12 protein-coding genes are annotated in these 23,662 nt (G+C 67.7%); 8 read left to right on the top strand and 4 right to left on the bottom strand.

Features of this window, described 5'->3' with window-relative positions; all coding sequences use genetic code 11:
- Positions 1-27: 27 nt before the first annotated feature.
- The 3 genes from miaA to mutL all read right to left on the bottom strand — a co-directional run bounded on the left by miaA (position 28) and on the right by mutL (position 4,272).
- A complete protein-coding gene (gene miaA, locus ACXJKM_RS14105; RefSeq protein ID WP_457353082.1) occupies positions 28-954 on the bottom strand; it encodes a tRNA (adenosine(37)-N6)-dimethylallyltransferase MiaA in 927 nt (308 codons plus the stop codon).
- 111 nt (positions 955-1,065) lie between these two features.
- Positions 1,066-2,421, bottom strand: coding sequence for a pseudouridine synthase (locus ACXJKM_RS14100; protein WP_457353080.1), 1,356 nt, complete (start codon positions 2,419-2,421; stop codon positions 1,066-1,068).
- A 9-nt stretch (positions 2,422-2,430) separates the two neighbouring features.
- Positions 2,431-4,272 carry a DNA mismatch repair endonuclease MutL gene (mutL, locus tag ACXJKM_RS14095; protein WP_457353078.1) on the bottom strand — a complete coding sequence of 614 codons (1,842 nt, stop codon included), beginning with the start codon at positions 4,270-4,272 and terminating at the stop codon, positions 2,431-2,433.
- Positions 4,273-4,329: 57 nt separating this feature from the next.
- Here mutL and ACXJKM_RS14090 point away from each other — a divergent pair, with 57 nt between their 5' ends.
- The 6 genes from ACXJKM_RS14090 (at position 4,330) to ACXJKM_RS14065 (ending at position 20,181) form a co-directional block, all read left to right on the top strand.
- Positions 4,330-4,977, top strand: coding sequence for a DedA family protein (locus ACXJKM_RS14090; protein ID WP_056201588.1), 648 nt, complete (start codon positions 4,330-4,332; stop codon positions 4,975-4,977).
- Positions 4,978-5,068: 91 nt separating this feature from the next.
- Positions 5,069-8,425, top strand: a complete 3,357-nt coding sequence (locus ACXJKM_RS14085; RefSeq protein ID WP_457353076.1) for a S41 family peptidase — start codon at positions 5,069-5,071, stop codon at positions 8,423-8,425.
- Positions 8,371-9,792, top strand: a complete 1,422-nt coding sequence (locus ACXJKM_RS14080) for a cache domain-containing protein (RefSeq protein WP_457353074.1) — start codon at positions 8,371-8,373, stop codon at positions 9,790-9,792. The genes ACXJKM_RS14085 and ACXJKM_RS14080 overlap by 55 nt, the downstream gene beginning before the upstream one ends.
- Positions 9,789-10,424, top strand: coding sequence for a response regulator (locus ACXJKM_RS14075; protein WP_457353072.1), 636 nt, complete (start codon positions 9,789-9,791; stop codon positions 10,422-10,424). The genes ACXJKM_RS14080 and ACXJKM_RS14075 overlap by 4 nt, the downstream gene beginning before the upstream one ends.
- Before the next feature lie 152 nt (positions 10,425-10,576).
- On the top strand, positions 10,577-17,731 hold the full coding sequence (locus ACXJKM_RS14070) for a HAMP domain-containing protein (protein ID WP_457353069.1): 7,155 nt from the start codon (positions 10,577-10,579) through the stop codon (positions 17,729-17,731).
- Between the two features lie 5 nt (positions 17,732-17,736).
- The gene (locus tag ACXJKM_RS14065; RefSeq protein WP_457353067.1) at positions 17,737-20,181 is read left to right on the top strand and encodes a response regulator; all 2,445 of its coding nucleotides are present in this window, start codon (positions 17,737-17,739) and stop codon (positions 20,179-20,181) included.
- 11 nt (positions 20,182-20,192) lie between these two features.
- Here ACXJKM_RS14065 and ACXJKM_RS14060 read toward each other — a convergent pair whose 3' ends face one another.
- Complete coding sequence (locus ACXJKM_RS14060; RefSeq protein ID WP_457353065.1) at positions 20,193-20,588, bottom strand: hypothetical protein; 396 nt, start codon at positions 20,586-20,588, stop codon at positions 20,193-20,195.
- A gap of 238 nt (positions 20,589-20,826) precedes the next feature.
- Here ACXJKM_RS14060 and ACXJKM_RS14055 point away from each other — a divergent pair, with 238 nt between their 5' ends.
- The gene (locus ACXJKM_RS14055) at positions 20,827-22,890 is read left to right on the top strand and encodes a carbon starvation CstA family protein (protein WP_457353063.1); all 2,064 of its coding nucleotides are present in this window, start codon (positions 20,827-20,829) and stop codon (positions 22,888-22,890) included.
- Positions 22,883-23,083 carry a YbdD/YjiX family protein gene (locus ACXJKM_RS14050; RefSeq protein WP_056201602.1) on the top strand — a complete coding sequence of 67 codons (201 nt, stop codon included), beginning with the start codon at positions 22,883-22,885 and terminating at the stop codon, positions 23,081-23,083. The genes ACXJKM_RS14055 and ACXJKM_RS14050 overlap by 8 nt, the downstream gene beginning before the upstream one ends.
- The last annotated feature ends 579 nt before the right edge of the window (positions 23,084-23,662 follow it).

Here is a 23,662-nt window from a genome sequence, read left to right as displayed (position 1 = left end):
CGCGCGCGCTGCCGGCCCGCTGGGGAATCAAGCGAGCAACCTCTGCAAGCCGACCAGCAGCTCGGGGATGGGTTGGGCGCCGTCGCAAGCGATGACGCGGCGCTGCGGCATGCTGCGCAGCCAGGTGATCTGGCGCTTGGCCARCTGGCGCGTGGCGGCGATGCCGCGCTCGCGCAGGTCGGAGAAGTTGTTGGCGTCCAGCGCTTCCCAGGCCTGGCGGTAGCCGACGCAACGCATCGATGGCAAGGCCAGGCTCAGGTCGCCACGGGCCCGCAAGCTCTTGACCTCGTCGACCAGCCCTTGGGCCAACATGACGTCGAAACGCTGCGCCAGGCGCTCGTGCAGCCAAGCGCGGTCGCTGGGCTCCAGCGAGAACAGCGGCCAGTCCACGCCTTCGTCGCGTGACGCGGCATGCAGCGCGCTCAGGGGCTGGCCGGTCAGGCGGATGACTTCCAGCGCGCGCTGGATTCGCTGGCTGTCGTTGGGTGCCAAGCGGGCGCCCGTTTCAGGGTCGAGCTTGGCCAGCTCCGCATGCATCGCTGGCCAGCCGCGCTCGGCCGCCTCGGCGTCGATGGCGGCACGCAGGTCGGCGTCGGCCTGGGGCAGCGTCGACAGGCCATCGAACAGCGCCTTGAAGTACAGCATCGTGCCGCCCACCAGCAGCGGCAGCTTGCCACGCGCGCTGATCTCCGCAGCAAGCCGTTTGGCATCGCGCACGAACTCGGCGGCCGAATAGCTCTCGGTCGGGTCAAGGATGTCGATGAGATGGTGCGGCACCGCGGCCTGCTCAGCGGCCGTGGGCTTGGCGGTGCCGATATCCATGCCGCGGTAGACCAGGGCCGAGTCGACGCTGATGATTTCGACCGGCAGCACCTCGGCGATGGCGAGAGCCGCTGCCGTCTTGCCGCAACCGGTGGGGCCGGCGATGCAAATGGGTGACAAGGGCGCGCTCATCAATACAGCCCAACACAGCCACAGAGCCACAGAGGCACAGAGAAATTCAGTAGCAAGAGGCTGTTCCTCTGTGGCTCTGTGCCTCTGTGGCTGTGTTTCCTGCGGCGAGGTTCAGAACTTCTCCCATGGCGCGAGATAGCGCCATTGCCCGACGGGCAGATGGCCCAGCGGAATGCGGCCGATGCGCACGCGCTTCAGGCCGACGACCTTGAGGCCGACCAGTTCGCACATGCGGCGGATCTGGCGCTTCTTGCCCTCGCGCAGCACAAAGCGCAGCTGGTGCTCGTTCTGCCAGCTGACCTTGGCGGGCTTGAGTTCTTCGCCATCCAGCTCCAGGCCATGGTTGAGCAGGGCGAGTTTGTTGTTCGACAGCGCCGCGTTGGGCAGCATGCCCTCTGGCACGGCTTCAGCACCGGGCAGGCCGACGAACTCGACACGCACGAGGTACTCCTTCTCGACGTCGGAGTCGTCGCCGATCAGCACCCGGGCGATGCGGCCGTCCTGCGTCAGCACGAGCAGGCCGGTGGAGTCGATGTCCAGCCGCCCGGCGGGAGCCAGGTTGCGGTGGTGGCCGGCGTTGGGCTTGATGCCGGAGGCGTCTTCCGCCCAGCGGTTCTCGGGCTGGAACAGCACGACGGCCGGCTCGTAGCCGTCTTCGGCCTGGCCCGAGACGTAACCGATGGGCTTGTGCAGCAGCACGGTGACAAGCTGGGCCTGTTGGTTGCGGGCGGCGGGGTCGATGTCGATCTGCACGTCGGGGCCGACTCGCTGGCCCAGCACGGCGACCTTGCCGTTGACGCGCACCCAGCCGGCGGCGATCCAGTCATCGGCCTCGCGGCGCGAAGCGAGCTTGAGCTCGCCCATGCGCTTGGACAGGCGCTCGCCGTCTTCAGGAGCGACTTCGCGGGCCGGGTTGCGGCGTTGCTGAGGGCGTTGTGGCGGCTCGAAGTTGGGGCCGCGGTTGGCCACACGGCGTTGGTCGACGCGCGGCGGGCGGTCGGCAGGAGGGCCTTCGTCCGGTCGCGCGCGAGGGGCGCGTTCTGGGCGCTGCGGTGCGTCGCCGCGGTATTGCGGCGGGCGCTCGTCGGGTCGTGCACGTGGACCGCGCTCTGGCCGCGGCGGTGCATCACCGCGGTATTGCGGCGGCCGCTCGTCGGGGCGTGCGCGCGGGCCACGCTCGGGGCGCGGCGGCGCGTCGCCGCGCGGCTGCTGCTGCCAGTCAGACTTGAAACCCGTCGGCTTCGGGCGAGCCGGCCGTTCGTCGCGAGCCGGTGCGGGCCGCTCGGCGCGCTGCGCTTGCGACTTCTGGAACTGTTCCTCGCGCTCGGCCCGGTCGGCCTGCGCCTTGGCAAGCGTCGTGCGGGGCTTGGAGACGCCCTTGCCGCGCACCGGCGCGCGCTTCTCGCCCTCGGCGTTGCGAGTCTTGGCAGCAGGCTTGGGCTTGCCCTTGAGGGTGATGGTGGCCATCGTTTTCTTTCAGCGTCCGCGCAGGAAAAGGGCGTCCAGCTCGCGCATGTCGAGCTGGCGCCAGGTGGGGCGGCCGTGGTTGCATTGGTCGGCGCGTTCGGTGGCTTCCATGTCGCGCAGCAGCGCGTTCATTTCGTCCAGCGTCAATTGCCGGTTGGCGCGCACGGCGCCGTGGCAGGCCATGGTGGCGAGGATTTCATGCTGAGCGCGTTCGAGCACCGAGCTGGCGTCGAACTGGGCCATCTCGGCGAGCAGCTCGCGGGTCAGCGCGACGAGGTCGGAGGCCGCAAGCAGGGCGGGGCGGGAGCGCACGGCCAAGGTGCGGGCGGACAGCGGGGCGACATCCAGGCCGAGCTTTGACAGCGTGTCGGCATGCTGCTCGGCGGCGGCGACCTCCTCGGCCGTAGCGGCGAAGCTGACCGGGATCAGCAGCGGCTGGCTTTCGATCTGGGTCGCGCCGAGCCTGGCCTTGAGCCGCTCATAGACGACGCGCTCATGGGCCGCGTGCATGTCGACGATGACCAGGCCTTGCTTGTTCTCGGCCAGGATGTAGACGCCCTGGATCTGCGCGATGGCGCGGCCCAGCGGCCAGTCCTCGTCCGGCAACTTCATCTTCAAGCTGATCGTCGGCGCGGCTGTCGCAGGTGCGGGCTCAGGAGCTTCACCGGGGGCCCACAGGGCCTCGTGCTGAACCAGGGACAGCCTGACCTGCTCGGCCGTCGCCGGCACGGGCGGCACATAAGACTGGTAGGCCGGGCGCGGCTCCGAGACGAAGAGCGTGGCCGGCATCGTCGGCTCGAAGCCAAGCGGCGCCATGGCCGATTCGACGCCGGCGGCGTCCGCACGCGACTGGGCCAGCGCGTCGATGAAGGCGCGGCGCACCGATTGGTGGATGGCGCGGCCGTCGCGAAAGCGCACTTCGATCTTGGTCGGGTGCACGTTCACATCCACCAGTTCGGGCGCGATCTCGATGAAGAGCACATAGCTGGGCTGGCGCTGGCCGTGCAGCACGTCCTCGTAGGCGGAGCGGATGGCATGGCTGATGAGCTTGTCGCGCACATGGCGGCCGTTGACCCAGACGTATTGCTGGTCGGCCCGCGAGCGCGCCGCCTCGGGCAGGCCGGCGCGTCCGGTCAGGGCCAAGGGGCCGAAGCTGTGCTCGAAGGGGCGGCTCTCGGTGACAAAGTCTGCGCCCAGCGCATCGGCAATGCGCTGCTCGCTGGACGCGGCGCGCCATTGGTCGACGAGCTTGCCTTCGTGCCAGATCGCAAAGCCGACGTCGGGACGCGCCAGCGCATGGCGGCGCACGGCTTCAACGCAATGGGCCAGCTCGGTGGCGTCGGTCTTGAGGAACTTGCGGCGGGCGGGGGTGGCGAAAAACAGCTCGCGCACCTCGACGCTGGTGCCGCGCGCACGGGCGGCCGGCTGCAGCTCGCCGCTGCGGGCGTCCAGCCGGTGGGCGTGAGCGTCGGCGGCCGTGCGGCTGGCAATGGCCATGTCGGAGACCGACGAGATGGCGGCCAGGGCCTCGCCGCGGAATCCCATCGTCGCGACGGATTCCAGGTCACTCAGGCTGGCGATCTTGCTCGTTGCATGGCGCTTGAGTGCCAGGGGCAACTGGTTGACAGGGATGCCGCAGCCGTCGTCCTCGACGACGATGGCCCGCACGCCGCCGGCCATCAGCTTGACCTGGATGTTCTTCGCGCCGGCGTCCAGCGCGTTGTCCACCAGCTCGCGCACCACCGAGGCCGGGCGCTCGACGACCTCGCCGGCGGCGATCTGGCTGATCAGCTCATCGGGCAGTTCGCGGATGGCGCGTGGGGCAGGGAGGTCGGGCAGGGGCAAATCCATCGACCGGATTATCGGCGCCGTCCGGCTGTCACGTCCGGGCCGGGATAATCGCCGCCCATGGATTTCCTTCCCTTCCTCATCGACTTCGTCCTGCACGTCGACCAGCACCTGGCCAACTTCGTCGCGAGTTACGGCGCCTGGGTGTATGCGCTGCTCTTCCTGATCATCTTTGTCGAGACCGGCGTGGTCGTCATGCCCTTCCTGCCGGGGGATTCCCTGCTCTTTGTCGTCGGCGCCATGTGTGGCGTCGGGCTGATGGACCTGGGCCTGTCCATGGCGCTGCTGACGGCGGCGGCCATCCTCGGCAACCAGAGCAACTACAGCATCGGCCGGCATTTCGGCCCGCGCGTCTTCCAGTGGGAGGACTCGCGCTTCTTCAACAAGGCCGCCTTCGAGAAAGCCCATGCCTTCTACGAGAAGTACGGCGGCATCACCCTCGTTGCGGCTCGCTTCATGCCCTTTTTGCGCACTTTCGCGCCCTTCGTGGCCGGCGTGGCGCAGATGACGCGGCGCAAGTTCACGCTGTATGACGTGGGTGGCGGCGTGCTGTGGGTTTGCGGCGTCACGCTGATCGGCTATGTCTTTGGCAACGTGCCCTGGGTCAAAACCAACCTGGACAAGATCATCTGGGCCATGATTCTCATACCCGGCCTGGTCATCATCGCCGGCGGCCTGAAGGCCAGGTTCAAGCGCCAGCCGGGCTGACTCGGCACGGCCAACTCAGCCCGGCGCTGACTTTCGGAGCCGCGCCCAAGGCGCACTAGAGTCGCGGGTTTTCGTCTGATCGGAGATCCCGATGACCCTGACCCGTATCGCCATGGCTTTGGCCTGTGCCTGGATGACCTCCGGCGCGGCCTTGGCGGCCGAACCGACGCTCATGCTGCGCCAGCCCGCCGTCTCCAAGGACCACCTGGCCTTCGTCTATGCCGGCGATCTCTGGCTGGCTGACCGCAGTGGCGGCAATGCCCGGCGCCTGACCAGCCATGCGGCTGCCGAGTTCGCGCCGCGCTTCTCGCCGGACGGCAGGAGCATCGCCTTCTCGGCCAGCTATGACGGCAATACCGACGTCTACGTCATCGGCCTGGACGGCAGCGCGCCCAAACGCCTGACCTGGCACCCGACGGCTGACGTCGTCAGCGGCTGGAGCCCTGATGGCAAGCGCGTGCTGTTCGCCTCGCCGCGCGAGGTGCTGAACAACCGCAGCAACCAGCTCTACGAGGTCAGCGTGGAAGGCGGCTACGAGAAGCAGGTCATGAAGGCCGTGGCCTTCGAGGGCGCCTGGTCGGCCGACGGCAAGCAGCTGGCCTACCGCCCCTACAACGCCGCCTATGCCGGCATGAGCGGCTGGCGCCAGAGCCGCGGTGGCTCGACGCCACCGGTGTGGGTCATGGATGTCGCCAGCCAGAAGTGGCAGCAGATTCCCCACGTCAATGCGACCGACTCCGCACCGGTCTGGGCCGGCAGCGAGGTCGTTTTCATCTCCGACCGTGCCGACGGCGCGGCTAATCTCTTCGCTTTCAACCCGGCGACCCAATCGCTGCGCCAACTGACCCGCGAGACGCAATGGGACGTGCGCAGCGTCGACGCCGTCGGCACGACCCTGGTCTACGAGTCCGGTGGCCGCATCAAGCAGATTGAACTGGCAGGCGGCACGCCGCGTGTGCTCGACATCCAGCTCACCAGCATCGCGCCTCAGGCGCGGCCGCAGTGGAAGGATGCTGGCAAGACGCTGACCCATGCTCAGCTGTCCAGCACCGGCAAGCGCGTTGTCGTCAGCGCCCGCGGCGAGGTATTCACGGTGCCGGTCAAGGACGGCAGCGTGCGCAACCTGACCGAGAGCCCCGGCGTGCGCGAGAAGGACGCGCTGTGGAGCGCCGACGGCCAGCGCGTGGCCTACCTGTCCGACGCCCCGGGCATGCGCCATGAGCTGGTGCTGCAGAACCAGACCGGCCTGGGGGCGAAGGAGCGCTTCCTGCTGCCCAAGGAGGGTTATTTCGCGCTGATGGACTGGTCCCCTGACGGCAATCAGTTCGTGCTGCAGGACAACCACCTCAACCTCTATCGGCTGAGCCTGGTGCCCGGCCCGCAGCGCGGCCAGCTCGTCAGGGTCGCCACCGACGTGCGCCGCTTCGGCGCCGACGGCTATGCCGTGTCCTTCTCGCCGGACAGCCGCTGGCTGGCCTACACGACCTCGGGCGAGAACTATTTCAGCCGCATCGTGCTGCACGAGCTGGCGACCGGCCGCAACCATGCCGTCACCGACGGCCTGGCCCATGCCGGCAACCCGACCTTCTCGGCCAAGGGCGACTACCTGTATTTCACGGCGTCCATCAACTCTGGCCCGAGCCAGGTCGGGCTGGATCTGTCCACACAGGAGCGCCCGCGCCGTGCCGGCCTCTACGCCGTGGTGCTCGCGGCCGACGGCAAGTCGCCGCTGGCGCCCAAAGCGGGTGACGAGGATGGCAAGAAGGACGACAAGAAGGACGAGAACAAGGACGAGAAGAAGGACGAAAAAACGGACAAGAAGAAAGACGACAAGAAGGCCGACGCCAAGAAGGACGAAAAGCCCAAGCCCGAACCGGTCAAGCCGATCAAGGTCGACCTTGACGGCCTGGCCGACCGCGTCGTGGCCCTGCCGGTGGCCGAGCGCAACTACGACAACCTGGCGGTCGCCTCGGACGGCGCGCTCTTCTATCTGCAGCGCCCGCAGCCCGGCGCCAGCAACGAGCCCCCGCAGGCCGAGCGTCGCGCGACGGCCGAGCTGTGGCGCTTCGACTTCGAGGAGCGCAAGCCCAAACTGTTGCGCACCGGCATTGCCGAGTTCTCGCTGAGCGAAGACCACAAGAAGCTGCTGCTGACCGTGGCCGGCGGCAAGCTGGAGGTGGGCGATGCCAATGACAAGGGCGACAGCAAGCCGCTGGACCTGTCGGGCCTGCGTGCCCGCATCGACCCCAGGGCCGAGTGGAAGCAGATCTTCGACGAGGCCTGGTGGATGGAGAGGGAGTTCTTCTACGACCCCGCCATGCATGGGTTGAACTGGCAGGCCGTCTACGACCGCTACCTGCCGCAACTGGCCCATGTGCAGCGCCGCGAGGACCTGAACGACCTGCTCGTGCAGATGATCGGCGAGTTGCAGGTCGGCCACAACCGTGCCGGCGGTGGTGACGTGCATCAGGAGGCGCCCGTCGCCGTCGGCCTGCTGGGTGCGGACTTCGCCGTCGAGCAGGGGCGCTACAAGATCGCCAAGCTCTACGCTGGCGACCGCCTCAACCCCAGCCTGCGCGCGCCGCTGTCGGTGGCCGGCCTGGGCGTGAAGGAGGGCGACTTCATCCTTGCTATCGGTGGCCATGAGCTGGATGACAAGACCAACCTCTACGCGCTGCTGGAGAACACCGTTGGCAAGCAGGTGACGCTGGCCATCGCGAACGATGCCGCGGGCAAGGGCCGCCGCGAGATCGTCGTCGAGCCCGTTGCCAACGAGAGCCTGCTGCGCCGCTGGGCCTGGATCGACGGCAACCGCAGGAAGGTGGAGCAAAAGAGCGGCGGCAAGATTGCCTACGTCTACATGCCCGACACTGCGGGCCAGGGCTTCGAGCACTTCAACCGCATGTTCTTCGCGCAGATCGACAAGCAGGCGCTGATCGTCGACGACCGCCGCAATGGCGGTGGGCAAGCGGCGAACTACGTGACGGAGCTGTTGTCGCGGCCGTATCTGGGCAGCTGGAAGGACCGTGACGGCCTGGTCTTCGACACGCCGGGCGGTGCCATCTACGGCCCCAAGGCCATGCTGATCGACCAGGACGCCGGTTCGGGTGGCGACTTCATGCCCTATGCCTTCAAGCGCGTGGGCCTGGGGCCGCTGATCGGCAAGCGCACCTGGGGCGGCCTGATCGGCATCTCGGCCAACCCGCCGCTGACCGATGGCGGCTTCCTGACCGTGCCCTTCTTTCGTTTCTACACACCGGATGGCGAATGGCGCATCGAGAACGAGGGCGTGTCGCCGGACATCGACGTCGAACTCGACCCGGCGGCCGTCAACGGCGGCGATGACACGCAGCTCGACGCGGCGATTGCCGACGTGCTGAAGCGCCTGGAGGGGTGGAAGCCGATCCAGCGCAAGGCAGCGCCGAGCGCCGCAACCTTGGGCCGCTGATGAAAGCCTGGGCGGCCCTGTCCCTGCGGGGCCGCCTGTTCCTGCTGGCGCTGCTGCCGCTGCTGGCCTCCCTCGCGCTGATCGCGCTGGCCGTGCGCCAGCAGGAAAGCGAGCTGGCGGCGCGCGAGCATGCGCTGGTGCGCGCCAGCTATATGGACGCGCGGCGCACCGAGCTCAAGCATTACGTCGACCTGGCGGTCAGCACCATCCAGCCCTTGCTCGGCCAGCCGGGCGGGCCCGAGAGGGCGCTGGCCATCCTGTCCTCGCTGGACTACGGCCGCGACGGCTATTTCTTCGTCTATTCGCTGGACGGCCACGTGCTGATGCATTCGCGCCAGCCCGAGCTGATCGGGCAAAACCTCTGGGAGATGCGCGACCCGAAGGGCCGGCCCACCATCCAGCAGCTCATCAATCAGGCCAAGGCCGGCGGCGGCTATGTCGAATACCTGTGGCGCAAGCCGTCCAGCAGCCTGCTGGCGCCCAAGCTGGGCTATGTCGTCACCGTGCCGCAGTGGGACTGGATGCTGGGCACGGGCCTGTACCTGGACGGCATCGAGGCCACGATGGCCGAACTGGAGCGCGGCGCGCGCCAGAACATCACGGCCACCATGCTGTGGGTGGGCGCTGTCGCCGTCTTCGGCGTCGCGCTGATCAGCGCCGGTGCGCTGGCCCTGAACCTGAGCGAGCACCGCAGCGCCGAGGCCAAGCTGCGTGCCCTGGCCCGCCAGGTCGTGCAGAGCCAGGAGGACGAGCGCGCACGGCTGGCGCGCGAGCTGCATGACGGCGTCAGCCAGGCGCTGGTGGCCACCAAGCTGCTGATCGAGTCGGCCCAGCACGAGCCCGAGGGCGCGGCGCGGCTGCAGGAGCTGGCCTTGAAGCGCCTGAACAGCACGCTGGCCGAGGTGCGCCACCTGTCCCACGCGCTGCGGCCGGCGCTGCTGGACACCCTCGGCCTGCCTGCGGCACTGCAGCATCTGGCGGGCGAGTTCGACGCTGCCGGTGGCACGCATTTCTCGGCGGCGGTTGAGGGTGAGGAGGTGGGCTTGCCCGAGGCCGTGAACACGGCCCTGTTCCGCATTGCGCAGGAAGCGCTGAACAACGCGGCCCGGCATGCCCACGCGACGACGGTGAGCGTGCTGCTGCGTTTCGAGCGCGACGGTGGCCTGGCGCTGGAAATCAACGATGACGGCCAGGGCTTCGACGCCGACGCCGCCCAGGCCGCAGCCGACCGGGGACTGGGCCTGCGCAGCATGCGCGAACGGGCGGCCGCCCTCGGTGCCCGCCTGAGTCTCTTCGCTTCGCCCGGCATGGGCAGTCGCCTCACGGTCAAACTAGCGGCTTCCGACCTGGCTCGCGCTGCTGCATGACCCCGACACCCATCCGCATCCTGCTCGTCGATGACCACCCGATGGTGCGGGAGGGCCTGGTTGCGCGCCTGGCGGCCGTGCCGCGCTTCGAGATCGTTGGTGAGGCCGGCGGGCGGGCCGAGGCCCTGGAGCAATTGGCGCGCACGGCGCCCGACGTCGTGCTGATGGATGTGGGCTTGAAGGACGGCAACGGCATCACGCTGGGCGCCGAGATGCTGGCCGCCCAGCCGTCCATCAGGCTGCTGATGTTCAGCATGTATGACAACCCCGAATACGTGCAACGTGCGCTGACCGCCGGTGCCCGCGGCTACGTGCTCAAGGATGCGCCGGCGACCGAGATCGTGTCGGCGATCGATGCGGTGGCCGCGGGCGGCACCTTCCTGAGCGCTGCAGTCTCAGGCCGGCTATTCCGCGGCCAGGCCCCCAAGCCGGTGCTGACGCCGCGCGAAAGCGAGATCCTCAGCCTGCTGGGGCAGGGCGCGTCGAGCAAGCAGATCGCCCGCGACCTGGATCTGTCGGTGCGCACCGTCGAAGCCCACCGCCAGAGCATCAAGCGCAAGCTGGAGCTGGACGGGCAGGCGGAGCTGATCCGGTATGCGGTCGAACATGCGAGAGAAGCTGGATTGAAATGACTCGCGTGTTCGCGCAAGAGCGGCCCGGAAAAGGGACTTGATCCCCCTAGATTGCCATGCTAGAAGCGGGCACTTTTCGTACCTGGCACAGCGGTTTGAAATGACCCGGCGCCGGGCGAAACTCACTCCTAATTTCTGAATCGGGCGGGACCATGAGTGTCGACATCGCGCAGCAACCTCGCAGAAAGCGCGCCAACCCCAAGGCGGCCACTCCGGCCGCGACGGCCGATGTGTTGAATGGCGGCGTTGAGCTGAGCGCCCCACGCTCGCGCCAGATCCTGGCGGCGTTGTCCGCACTGCGCGACGGCGACTTCACGATCCGCCTGCCCAACAGCTGGGACGGCATCGACGGCCAGATCGCCGCCGCCTTCAACCAGATCACCGCCCAGGAGGCGCGCATCGCCTCCGAGGTGTCGCGGCTCTCCGCCACGGTCGGCAAGGAAGGCCGGCTCAAGCACCGCATGTCGATGCCGGGCTCGCTGGGCGGCTGGGCCACCAAGGTGGACTCGATCAACACGCTGATGGACGACCTGGTGCGGCCCACCGCAGAGATCGCGCGCACCATCGGCGCGGTGGCCAAGGGCGACCTGAGCCAGTCCATGGAGCTGGAGGTGGACGGCCGCGAGCTCAAGGGCGAGTTCCTGCGCTCCGCGCGCCTGGTCAACACCATGATCGACCAGCTGTCGGTGTTCACGAGTGAAGTGACTCGCGTAGCGCGCGAGGTGGGCACCGAGGGCAAGCTCGGCGGCCAGGCCCAGGTGAAGGGCGTGTCGGGCGTCTGGAAGGACCTGACCGATTCCGTCAACCAGATGGCCGGCAACCTGACCGCCCAGGTACGCAACATCGCCGAGGTGACCATCGGCGTGGCCAACGGCGACCTGTCCAAGAAGATCACCGTCGACGTGCGCGGCGAGATCTTGCAGCTCAAGGAAGCCACCAACACCATGGTGGACCAGCTACGCTCGTTCGCGTCCGAAGTGACCCGGGTGGCCCGCGAGGTGGGCACCGACGGGCGCCTGGGCGGCCAGGCGGTGGTGCCCGGCGTGGCGGGCACCTGGAAGGACCTGACCGACTCGGTCAACGCGATGGCGACCAACCTGACGGCGCAGGTGCGCAATATCGCCAACGTGACGACGGCCGTGGCGCGCGGCGACTTGAGCCGCAAGATCACGGTGGACGTGAAGGGCGAGATCCTGGAGCTGAAGGAAACCATCAACACGATGGTCGACCAGCTCAACGGCTTCTCGTCCGAAGTGACCCGCGTGGCCCGCGAGGTGGGCACCGAGGGCAAGCTCGGCGGCCAGGCCGCGGTGCCCGGCGTGGCCGGCACATGGAAGGACCTGACCGACAACGTCAACTCGATGGCCTCCAACCTGACCAACCAGGTGCGCAATATCGCGGACGTGGCCACCGCCGTGGCCAGCGGCGACTTGTCGAAAAAGATCACCGTGGAGGTCAAGGGAGAGATTCTTGCCCTGAAGAACACCATGAACACGATGGTCGACCAGCTCAACGGTTTTGCCGGCGAGGTCAGCCGCGTGGCGCGTGAGGTGGGCACGGACGGCAAGCTCGGCGGCCAGGCCCAGGTGCCCGGCGTGGCCGGCACGTGGAAGGATCTGACCGACAACGTCAACTTCATGGCCTCCAACCTGACCGGGCAGGTGCGCAACATTGCCGAGGTGACGACGGCCGTGGCCAACGGCGACCTGTCCAAGAAGATCACGGTCGACGTGCGCGGCGAAATCCTGGAGCTGAAGAACACCATCAACACCATGGTCGACCAGCTTGGCGGCTTCGCCTCCGAAGTGACCCGTGTGGCCCGCGAGGTGGGCACCGACGGCAAACTCGGCGGCCAGGCGCAAGGCCGCGGCGTGGCCGGTATCTGGAAGGACCTGACCGACTCCGTCAACGCGATGGCGACCAACCTGACAGCCCAGGTGCGCAACATCGCCGACGTGACGACGGCCGTGGCCAACGGCGACCTCTCCAAGAAGATCACCGTGGACGTGCGTGGCGAGATCCTGGAGCTGAAGAACACCATCAACACGATGGTCGACCAGCTCAACGGTTTTGCCGGCGAGGTGAGCCGCGTGGCGCGCGAGGTGGGCACGGACGGCAAGCTCGGTGGCCAGGCTCAGGTGCCTGGCGTGGCGGGTACGTGGAAGGACTTGACCGACAACGTCAACTCGATGGCGTCCAACCTGACGGGCCAGGTGCGCAACATCGCCGACGTGRCGAMGGCYGTGGCCRGCGGCGACCTGTCCAAGAAGATCACSGTCGACGTGAAGGGCGAGATCCTGGAGCTGAAGAACACGCTCAACACGATGGTGGATCAGCTCAACGGTTTCGCCTCGGAAGTGAGCCGTGTGGCGCGCGAGGTGGGCACGGACGGCAAGCTCGGCGGCCAGGCCCAGGTGCCCGGCGTGGCCGGCACCTGGAAGGACCTGACCGACAACGTCAACTTCATGGCGTCCAACCTGACGGGCCAGGTGCGCAACATCGCCGACGTGGCGACCGCCGTGGCCAGCGGTGACCTGTCCAAGAAGATCACCGTGGAGGTCAAGGGCGAAATCCTGGCACTGAAGAACACCCTGAACACGATGGTGGACCAGCTCAATGGCTTCGCTTCGGAAGTGAGCCGTGTGGCGCGCGAGGTGGGCACGGACGGCAAGCTCGGCGGCCAGGCCCAGGTGCCCGGTGTGGCCGGTACCTGGAAGGACCTGACCGACAACGTCAACTTCATGGCCTCCAACCTGACGGGCCAGGTGCGCAACATCGCCGAGGTGACGACGGCCGTGGCCAACGGCGACCTGTCCAAGAAGATCACCGTGGACGTGCGCGGCGAAATTCTTGAGCTCAAGGACACCATCAACACCATGGTCGACCAGCTCAACGCCTTTGCCGGCGAAGTGACGCGGGTGGCGCGTGAGGTGGGAACCGAGGGCAAGCTGGGTGGCCAGGCCCAGGTGCCCGGCGTGGCCGGCACCTGGAAGGACCTGACCGACAACGTCAACTCGATGGCCTCCAACCTGACGGGCCAGGTGCGCAACATCGCCGACGTGACCATCGCGGTGGCCAATGGTGACCTGTCCAAGAAGATCACCGTGGACGTGCGCGGCGAGATCCTGCAGCTGAAGGAAACCATCAACACCATGGTGGACCAGCTGCGCGCCTTCGCGTCCGAAGTGACGCGGGTGGCGCGCGAGGTCGGCACCGAAGGCAAGCTCGGTGGCCAGGCTGCCGTGCCTGGCGTGGCCGGCGTGTGGAAGGACCTGACCGACAACGTCAACTCCATGGCGTCCAACCTGACCGGCCAGGTGCGCAACATCGCCGACGTGGCCACGGCCATTGCCCGTGGCGACTTGAACCGCAAGATCACGGTGGACGTGAAGGGCGAGATCCTGCAGCTGAAGGAAACCATGAACACCATGGTCGAACAGCTCGGCGCCTTCGCCTCCGAAGTGAGCCGCGTGGCCCGCGAGGTGGGCACCGAGGGCAAGCTGGGCGGCCAGGCGCAGGTGCCCGGCGTGGCCGGTACGTGGAAGGACCTGACCGACAACGTCAACTCGATGGCGTCCAACCTGACCGGCCAGGTGCGCAACATCGCCGACGTGACCATCGCGGTGGCCAACGGCGACCTGTCCAAGAAGATCACCGTGGACGTGCGCGGCGAGATCCTGCAGCTGAAGGAAACCATCAACACGATGGTGGAACAGCTGCGCTCCTTTGCGTCGGAAGTGACGCGGGTGGCTCGCGAGGTCGGCACCGAAGGGCGGCTGGGCGKGCAGGCCGWCGTGCMKGGCGTGGCCGGCACCTGGAAGGACYTGACCGAYTCGGTCAACWCCATGGGCKCCAAYCTGACSGCMCAGGTGCGSAACATYGCCGAGGTGACSACCGCCGTGGCGCGGGGCGACCTGAACCGCAAGATCACGGTGGACGTCAGCGGCGAAATCCTGGAGCTGAAGAACACCATCAACACCATGGTCGACCAGCTCAACGCCTTTGCCGGCGAGGTCACGCGCGTGGCCCGCGAGGTGGGTACCGAGGGCAAGCTCGGCGGCCAGGCCAAGGTGGCCGGCGTGGGCGGCACCTGGAAGGACCTGACCGACAACGTCAACTTCATGGCTTCCAACCTGACCGAGCAGGTGCGCGGCATCGTCAAGGTCGTGACGGCCGTGGCCAACGGCAACCTGACCCAGCGCCTGACGGTGCAGGCCAAGGGCGAGGTGGCGGCGCTGGCCGACACCATCAACAACATGACCGACACGCTGGCCACCTTCGCCGAGCAGGTGACCAACGTGGCGCGCGAGGTGGGCGTGGACGGGCGCCTGGGTGGCCAGGCGCATGTGCCGGGTGCATCCGGCACCTGGAAGGACCTGACCGGCAACGTCAACCTGCTGGCCGCCAACCTGACGACCCAGGTGCGCGCCATCGCCGAGGTCGCCACGGCCGTGACCAAGGGCGACCTGACGCGCGCCATCCAGGTCGAGGCCAAGGGCGAGGTGTCCGAGCTCAAGGACAACATCAACACGATGATTTCCAACCTGCGCGAGACGACGGAGCGCAACCGCGAGCAGGACTGGCTGAAGACCAACCTGGCCAAGTTCACCGGCATGCTGCAGGGCCAGCGCGAGCTGCAGACCGTCAGCCAGATGCTGCTGACCGAGCTGGCACCGCTGGTGCAGGCACACCAGGGCACCATCTATCACGTGGCCGGCGCCGAGGCCGACAACCGCCAGCAGCTGCGCCTGCTGGCCAGCTACGCCCAATCCGGCACCGTGCGGCTGGCGCCCACCATCGAGATGGGCGAAGGTCTGGTCGGCCAGTGCGCGCTGGAGAAGCGCAGCACCCTGCTGGCCGACATCGCGTCGGACTTCGTCGCCATTTCGTCCAGCCTCGGCTACGCGCCGCGCGTCAGCGTCATCGTGCTGCCGGTGCTGTTCGAGGGCCAGACCAAGGCCGTCATCGAGCTGGCCACGTTGCAGCCCTTCAGCAGCGCGTCGCTGGCCTTCCTGGAACTGCTGACGCAGAGCATCGGCGCGGTGTTCAACACCATCGAGGCGACGATGCGCACCGAGTCGCTGCTGTCGCAGTCGCAGCAGCTGACGGTGGAGCTGCAGTCGCGCCAGAGCGAGCTGCAGGAGACCAATGAGCAGCTCGGCACCAAGGCCCGCCTGCTGGCCGAGCAGAACGAGGAAGTGGAGCGCAAGAACGCCGAGGTCGAGCAGGCCCGCCACGCGCTGGAGGACAAGGCTGCCGAGCTGGCGCTGACGTCCAAGTACAAGTCCGAGTTCCTGGCCAACATGTCGCACGAGCTGCGCACGCCGCTGAACTCCATCCTGATCCTGAGCCAGCAGCTGGCCAGCAACAACGACGGCAATCTTTCAGGCAAGCAGGTCGAGTTTTCGCGCAACATCAACTCGTCCGGCTCTGACCTGCTGCACCTCATCAACGACATCCTGGACCTGTCCAAGATCGAGTCGGGCACCGTCACGGTGGAGATCGAGGACATCTCGTTCGTGTCGCTGCGCGACAGCATCGACCGCAACTTCCGCCATGTGGCCGAGGCCAAGAGCCTGCCGCTGCGCCTGACGTTCGCTGACGACCTGCCGCGCAGTATGGAAAGCGATGCCAAGCGGCTGCAGCAGATCCTGAAGAACCTGCTGTCCAACGCGGTGAAGTTCACGGCGCACGGCCATGTGGAGCTGCGTGTCAGTCTGGCCAACGAGGGCTGGAGCACGGAGCATCCGGTGCTGAGCAAGGCCCAGCATGTGCTGGCCTTTGCCGTCGAGGACACCGGCATTGGCGTGGCGCCTGAGAAGCAGCGCCTGATCTTCGAGGCCTTCCAGCAGGCCGACGCCGGCACGTCGCGCAAATACGGCGGCACCGGCCTGGGCCTGGCCATCAGCCGTGAGCTGGCGGCCCTGCTCGGCGGCGAAATCCGCCTGACCAGCGTGCATGGCCATGGCAGCACGTTCACGCTCTTCCTGCCCTTGCACTTCGCCGGCGCGGACAGCGCCAGCATGGCGCCCCTGCCCGTGCACGGCCGCCCGATGGCCCCGGCGCGCAACAACCTGCCGCTGGTGCGCGAAACGCAGGTGCCCGACGACCGCGAGAACATCGAGGAGGGCGACTCGGTCCTGCTCATCATCGAGGACGACCCCCACTTCGCCCGCATCGTGCTGGGCCTGGCGCGGGACCGCGGCTTCAAGGGCCTGGTGGCGCTCAAGGGCAGCCTGGGCCTGGAGCTGGCGCGGCGCTTCAAGCCGACCGCCGTGTCGCTGGACATCTTCCTGCCCGACATGCTGGGCTGGACGGTGCTCAACCAGCTCAAGCTCGACCCGCTGACCCGCCACATCCCGGTGCAGATCTTCAGCGTCGCCGAGGAGGACCGCAACCACGGCCTGGCGCACGGCGCCTTCTCCTATGTGGTGAAGTCATCCACCAGCGAGGAGATGGAGGCGGCGCTGGACCGCATCCGCGACTTCACGGTGCCGCGCACCAAGCGGCTGCTCGTCATCGAGGACAACGACATCGAGCGCCAGGCCATCATCGAGCTGCTCGGCCATGACGACATCGAGCTGCAGGCCGTCGGTACCGGCGCGGCGGCGTTGCAGATGCTGCGTGAGCAGACCTTCGACTGCATCGTGCTGGATCTGCGCTTGCCCGACGTCAGCGGTTTCGGCCTGCTGGAGCAACTGCATGCCGACCCTTCCCTGGCGGCCGTGCCGGTCGTCGTCTTCACCGGCAAGGATCTGACGAGCGCCGAGCAGAAGCAGCTGCGTGCGCTGGCCAAGAGCGTGGTGCTCAAGGATGTGCAGAGCCCCGAACGCCTGCTCGACGAGACGGCCCTCTTCCTGCACCGCGTCGTCACCGAGCTGCCGCAGGGCAAGCAGGAGATTCTGCACAAGCTGCACGGCGCCGCCGAGATGCTGCACGGCCGACGCGTGCTGGTGGTGGACGACGACGCCCGCAACATCTTTGCGCTGACGACGCTGCTGGAGAATCAGGAGATGCAGGTACTGACCGCCACCAGCGGCCGGGCCGCCGTCGAGATCATCCAGCACACGCCCGATCTCGACCTGGTGCTGATGGACATCATGATGCCGGACATGGATGGCTACGAGACCATGCGCGAGATCCGCTCCCACGCCGAGTTCCGCAACCTGCCCATCCTGGCCCTGACCGCCAAGGCCATGAAGGGTGACCGCGAGAAATGCCTGGAGGCGGGCGCCAGCGACTACATCTCCAAACCCGTCAACACGGCCCAGCTGCTGTCGCTGATGCGCGTGTGGCTGTACCGGTGATGACGATGCCGACAACGATCGACGTCGTGGAGCAGGTGGCGGGCGCTGAAGAGCTGACCAACATCCTGATCGTCGATGACGAACCGGCCAACCTGCTGGTGCTGGAGAGCGTGCTGGCGGACCCGGGCTACCGCATCGTGCGGGCGCTGTCGGCCGACCAGGCCCTGCTCGCGCTGATGGGCCAGGAGTTCGCCGTCATGGTGCTGGACATCCAGCTGCCGGACATGAACGGCATCGAGCTGGCGCAGATGATCAAGGAGCGCAAGCGCAATGCCCACCTGCCCATCATCTTCCTGACCGCCTATTTCGATCAGGACCAGTACCGCCTGCAGGGCTATGGCTCAGGCGCCGTCGACTATCTGCACAAGCCCGTGAACCCGGCGGTGCTGCGTTCCAAGGTGGCCGTCTTTGCCGAACTGGACCGCAAGACCCGCCAGCTGCAGCGCGCCAACCTGGCCCTGCAGGCCGAGGTGGAGGAGAGGCGCCGCGCCGAGGAGCGCTTGCGCGATCTCAACGAGACGCTGGAGCGGCGCGTCACCGAGCGGACCGAGGCCTTCCACGTGGCCGACCGCCGCTTGCGGGCCATGATGAGCAGCATCACCGATGGCCTGCTGCTCATCGAGCATGACGGGCGCATCGGCTACGTCAACGAGCAGGGCGCCCGGCTGCTCGGCCGTGGGGCCGACGAGCTGACCGGGCGGCGCAGTGGCGAGGTCTTTGGCGCCGGCGAGTTCGAGGCCGGCTTCGACAAGGCCCGGTCCAAGGGCGGTCAGGCCGTGTCTTTCGAGGCCATGGCGCCAGGTGCCCCGGAGCGCTGGCTGGAATGCCATTGCTATCCCTCGCACGACGGTCTGTCCGTCTACTTCCACGACATCACCGACCGCCGCGAGCTGCAGCTGCGCCGCGATCAGTTGCTGTCCGCCGAGCAGGCCGCGCGCGGCGCCGCCGACCAGGCCGCGCGCGCCAAGGAGGAGTTCGTCGCCGCGATCAGCCACGAGCTGCGCACGCCGCTGGCGGCCATCCTCGGCTGGGTCAACGTGCTCACCCACCCCGGCGTGCAGCCCGGCATGCTGCAACGGGGCATCCAGGCCATCGCGCGCAATGCCCAGGCCCAGGCCGTCCTGGTCGACGACCTGCTGGAGATGAGCCGCATCGTCGCCGGCAAGCAGCTGATGAATGTCGAGCGGGTGGACCTGAACGGCATCGTTGCGGGCGCGGCCGACACGGCCCGCCCGACAGCCCAGTCCCGCCAGCTCGAGATCGTGCTGCAGCTGGTGCCCGAGGCCGCCGAGGTCTTTGGCGACGCGCGCCGGCTCACGCAGATCGTCATGAACCTGATCACCAACGCAATGAAGTTCACCCCCACGGGCGGCAGCATCACGCTGTCGACGAAGCTGAACGGTACCATCGTCGAGGTCGCGGTCAGCGACACCGGCCAGGGCATCGACCCTGAATTCCTGCCGCAGCTCTTCGACCGCTTCACCCAGGCCGACGGCACCGCCTCCAGCGTGCATGGCGGCCTGGGGCTGGGCTTGTCCATCGTCAAGAACCTCGTCGAGCTGCACGGCGGCGAGGTGGCAGCCCACAGTGCGGGCCGCGGCCAGGGCTCGGTGTTCAGCCTGCGCCTACCGCGCGCCGGCCAGTCGAACGTGGCGGGTGTTGAAACCGAGGCGGGCGGTGTCGAGCCCTTGATCTCTGGCGTGCGGGTGCTGCTCGTCGATGACCACCCCGACGTGCTCGAGGCCCATGCCCGCCTGCTGTCCGAGCGCGGCGCTGATGTTGTCACGGCCGAGTCGGCCGAGGCGGCAATAGCCTTGCTGCAGCAGCAGCGCTTCGATGTGCTGCTGAGCGATCTCGGCATGCCCGGCATGGGGGGCTATGACCTGATCCGACATGTGCGCCAAGCGATGGAACTGGGCCCGGACGTGCTGCCCGCAGCGGCCGTCACGGCCTATGTGCGCGCGACCGACCGCGAGGCCGCGCTCGAGGCAGGCTTCCAGCGCTGCGTGCCCAAGGCAGTGTCCCCGCATCTGCTGGCCCGCGCCGTGGCCGAGCTCAGTGCTGCCCGGCCCACGCAGGCGCCGGCCTTGCGGGTGCTGTTCGTGGAGGACAACACCGATCTGCGTGAACAGATCGCCTATTTGCTGGAGGAGGTGGGGATGCAGCCCGAAAGCTGCGCGACAGCAGAGGAAGCGCTGGCGGCCTATGCGCCCGACAAGTTCGACCTCGTCATGACCGACGTCAGCCTGCCGGGGATGTCAGGCATCGACCTCGCCCGGGCCATCCTGCGCCACGCGCCGGACACGTGGGTGGTGTTCTCGTCGGGCTATGAGATGGGCTCGGACCTGTCGGACTTCGGCCCCCATGTGCGGGCGCTGCTCAAGCCCTTCGACCTGCCCGACCTGCAACTGCTGCAGACCGAGATCCGCGGCGAGATGGCGCGGCGCTGACGGGCGCGGGCTCAGTGCCCGCGGCGCGGGCCGGAGTCGTCCCGGTCGTGGCTCCAGCGGTCGTTGCGCTCGTGACGGCCATGGTCCCAACGGTCGTCGCGACCTTCCCAGCGACGCTCGCGGTAGGACGGCGCATAAACCACCCGCGGGGCCGGCGCGTAGTAGACGTCGCGCTCGACATAGCGGCGCGCCGGCGCATAGCGCACGACGGGTGCCGGCTCGTAGTAGACCGGTGCAGGCTCGTAATAGACCGGAGCGGGTGCAGGTGCGTAGTAGCCGCCGTTCGACACGACGACACCCGCGGCCGGCAGGCTGACGCCGATGGACCAGTGTGTGCCCGCCTGGGCAGAAGCGGCGCCCAGCAGGGCGGCGGTGGCGGCAAAAGCGGCGATGAGGGGACGAAGCATGGCGGAACTCCTACAGGGCCGAACAAGATGCTGGCCGTGCTCGAACAACGCCAGGCCCCGCCCGACGTTGACGCCGTCCTGCGCCGTTGCGTAAGAGGGTGTTTCGGGGTTGACCCTTAGGTATTGCCGCGCGCCAGGCCTGCGTGGCTTGACCGATGCCGAGGAGCGCCCGTTTGCCGAGACTTCCATCACGGTCGCGCCCCGTGTCGAGGTGTGCACCGCAACGGAGACAAACCTCATGAATCTGCGCCGCCACCTTGCGTGGGCGGGCGTTGCGATCCTGGGTGCTGCATCCCTCGCCACCGTGGCCCTGAGCCGCGGCGAGACGATCAGCGCACTGTGGGTCGTGGCTGCCGCCCTGTGCACCTACCTCATCGCCTATCGCTACTACAGCCTGTTCATCGCGAACAAGGTGCTGGAACTGGACTCCAAGCGCCAGACGCCGGCCTGGAAGTACAACGACGGGCTGGACTACGTGCCCACCAACAAGCACGTGCTCTACGGCCACCACTTCGCGGCGATTGCCGGTGCAGGCCCGCTGGTCGGCCCCGTGCTGGCGGCGCAGATGGGCTATCTGCCCGGCCTGCTGTGGATCCTGGCGGGCGTCGTCTTCGCCGGCGCGGTGCAGGACTTCATCGTTCTTTTCATCTCCACGCGCCGTGACGGCCGGTCCCTCGGCGACCTCGTCAAGCAGGAGATGGGCACGGTACCGGGCCTGATCGCGTTGTTCGGCGCCTTCATGATCATGATCATCATCCTGGCGGTGCTGGCGCTGATCGTCGTCAAGGCCCTGGCGGATTCGCCCTGGGGCCTGTTCACGGTGGCGGCGACGATTCCGGTGGCGCTGTTCATGGGCGTCTACCTGCGCTTCATCCGCCCGGGCCGCATCGGCGAGGTGTCGGTCATCGGCTTCGTGCTGCTGATGGGCGCCATCTTCGGCGGCCAGGCGGTCAGCGAGAGCGCCACGCTGGCGCCCATCTTCACGCTGGCCCCGACCACACTCGTCGGCCTGCTGATCGGCTATGGCTTTGTCGCCGCCTGCATCCCGGTGTGGCTGCTGCTCGCGCCGCGCGACTACCTCAGCACCTTCCTGAAGATCGGCACCATCATCGCGCTGGCCATCGGCATCGTCATCGTCGCGCCGCCGCTGAAGATGCCGGCGCTGACGCAGTTCGCGTCGGGTGGCGGGCCGGTCTGGGCTGGCAGCCTGTTCCCCTTCCTGTTCATCACCATCGCCTGCGGCGCCGTGTCGGGCTTCCATGCGCTGATCTCGTCGGGCACCAGCCCAAAGCTGCTGGAGAACGAGACCCACGCCCGCTACATCGGCTACGGCGGCATGCTGGCCGAGAGCTTCGTCGCCGTGATGGCGCTGGTCGCGGCCTCCTGCATCGAGCCGGGCGTCTACTTTGCGATGAACAGCCCGGCCGCGGTCGTCGGCAAGGACGCCGCCACGGTCGCGCAGACGTTGTCGACCTGGGGCTTTGTTGTGACGCCAGAGATGCTGACGCAGGCCGCGGCCGATGTCGGGGAGAAGACCATCCTGGCCCGGGCAGGCGGTGCGCCGACGCTGGCCGTGGGCATGGCCGAGATCCTGCACCAGGTGGTGGGCGGCAAGGCGCTGATGGCCTTCTGGTACCACTTCGCCATCCTGTTCGAGGCGCTGTTCATCCTGACCGCCGTGGACGCCGGCACGCGCGCCGGCCGCTTCATGCTGCAGGATCTGCTGGGCAGCTTTGTGCCGTCGCTCAAGCGCACCGAGAGCTGGGTGGCCAATTTCGTCGCCACCGGCCTGTGCGTGGCGGCCTGGGGCTACTTCCTCTACCAGGGTGTCGTCGATCCGCTGGGCGGCATCAACACCCTGTGGCCGCTGTTCGGCATCGCCAACCAGATGCTGGCCGCCGTCGCGCTGCTGCTGGGCACGGTCGTCATCTTCAAGATGAAGAAGGACCGCTACGCCTGGGTCACGGCGGTCCCGGCCGCCTGGCTGCTGGTGTGCACGATGACGGCCGGCTGGCTGAAGATCTTCGCGGCCGACCCCAAGCTCGGCTTCCTGGCCCACGCCGACAAATACGCAGCGGCGATTGCCGAGGGTAAGGTGTTGGCGCCGGCCAAGACACTGGACGCGATGTCGCGGGTGGTTTTCAACGATCGTCTGGATGCGGCGCTGTGTGCGCTGTTCATGGGCGTCGTGATTAGCGTGCTGGTCTACAGCGTCAATGCTGTGCTGGCTGCGCGCCGCAGTGGTCGGGCGACGGCGCAGGAGACGGCTTTCGTGCTGCTGCCGGCGGGGCAACGTGCTTGAGCTTCGTGAACTGGCCCAGGCGGGCCGGTATCTGACGCAGAGCCTTCGCCTGATGGTGGGCGTGCCGGACTACGGCAGCTATCTCGCCCACCACCAGGCCACGCATCCGGATCGGGCTGCGATGAGCTATGAGGAGTTCTTCAGGGAGAGGCAGGCGGCGAGGTATTCGGCACGGGTTGGTAAATGCTGCTGATTGGTTGGGTTGCTTTTGCCGTTGTCCTTATGACTCGCGTGCAGTGCCGCGGGAATCCGCCCCGCGAGGGCGGGTAACTTTTCTCTGACGCGCCAGAGAAAAGTCACCAAAAGAGGAGCGCTCAATGCAATCCGCACTCGAGTGGGATGAGGCGCTCGCAAGCTCGAAGCAGCGCCGGGCCTACAAGCGAACCGCTGCGCTCTCGCACACGACTTGTGAAGAGCGCCAGCGATCGGACCATCATGCCAGTTGACGCCGGCTGCACGCCGGGCTCATCAGGAAATACCGAACAGCCGCGTCGCCCGAGCGACGCTGCATTGGGCTGTTTTGATGAGCCCGGCGTGCAGCCGCGCGTCGAACGGGGTGCTCGTGCGATGCGTCGGGCTCGTCACAAGTCGTGTGCGAGAGCGCAGCGGCTCGCTTTTTGTCGCAATGCCGGTGGCTGTTTTCGCGCGCCGCTGATGGCGGCGTCGCGCTCGTGTGCGGTTCAGGGCCTCTTCTTTGGTGACTTTCTTCTGGCCCCGCAGAAGAAAGTTACCCGGCCGCCGGGACGGACTCCCGGCAATGCAACGAGCAGAC

It is taken from the genome of Roseateles sp. P5_D6 (genome assembly GCF_054049415.1).
Note: the sequence above shows the minus strand (reverse complement) of the source record. Positions and strands in the feature narration are given on the sequence as shown.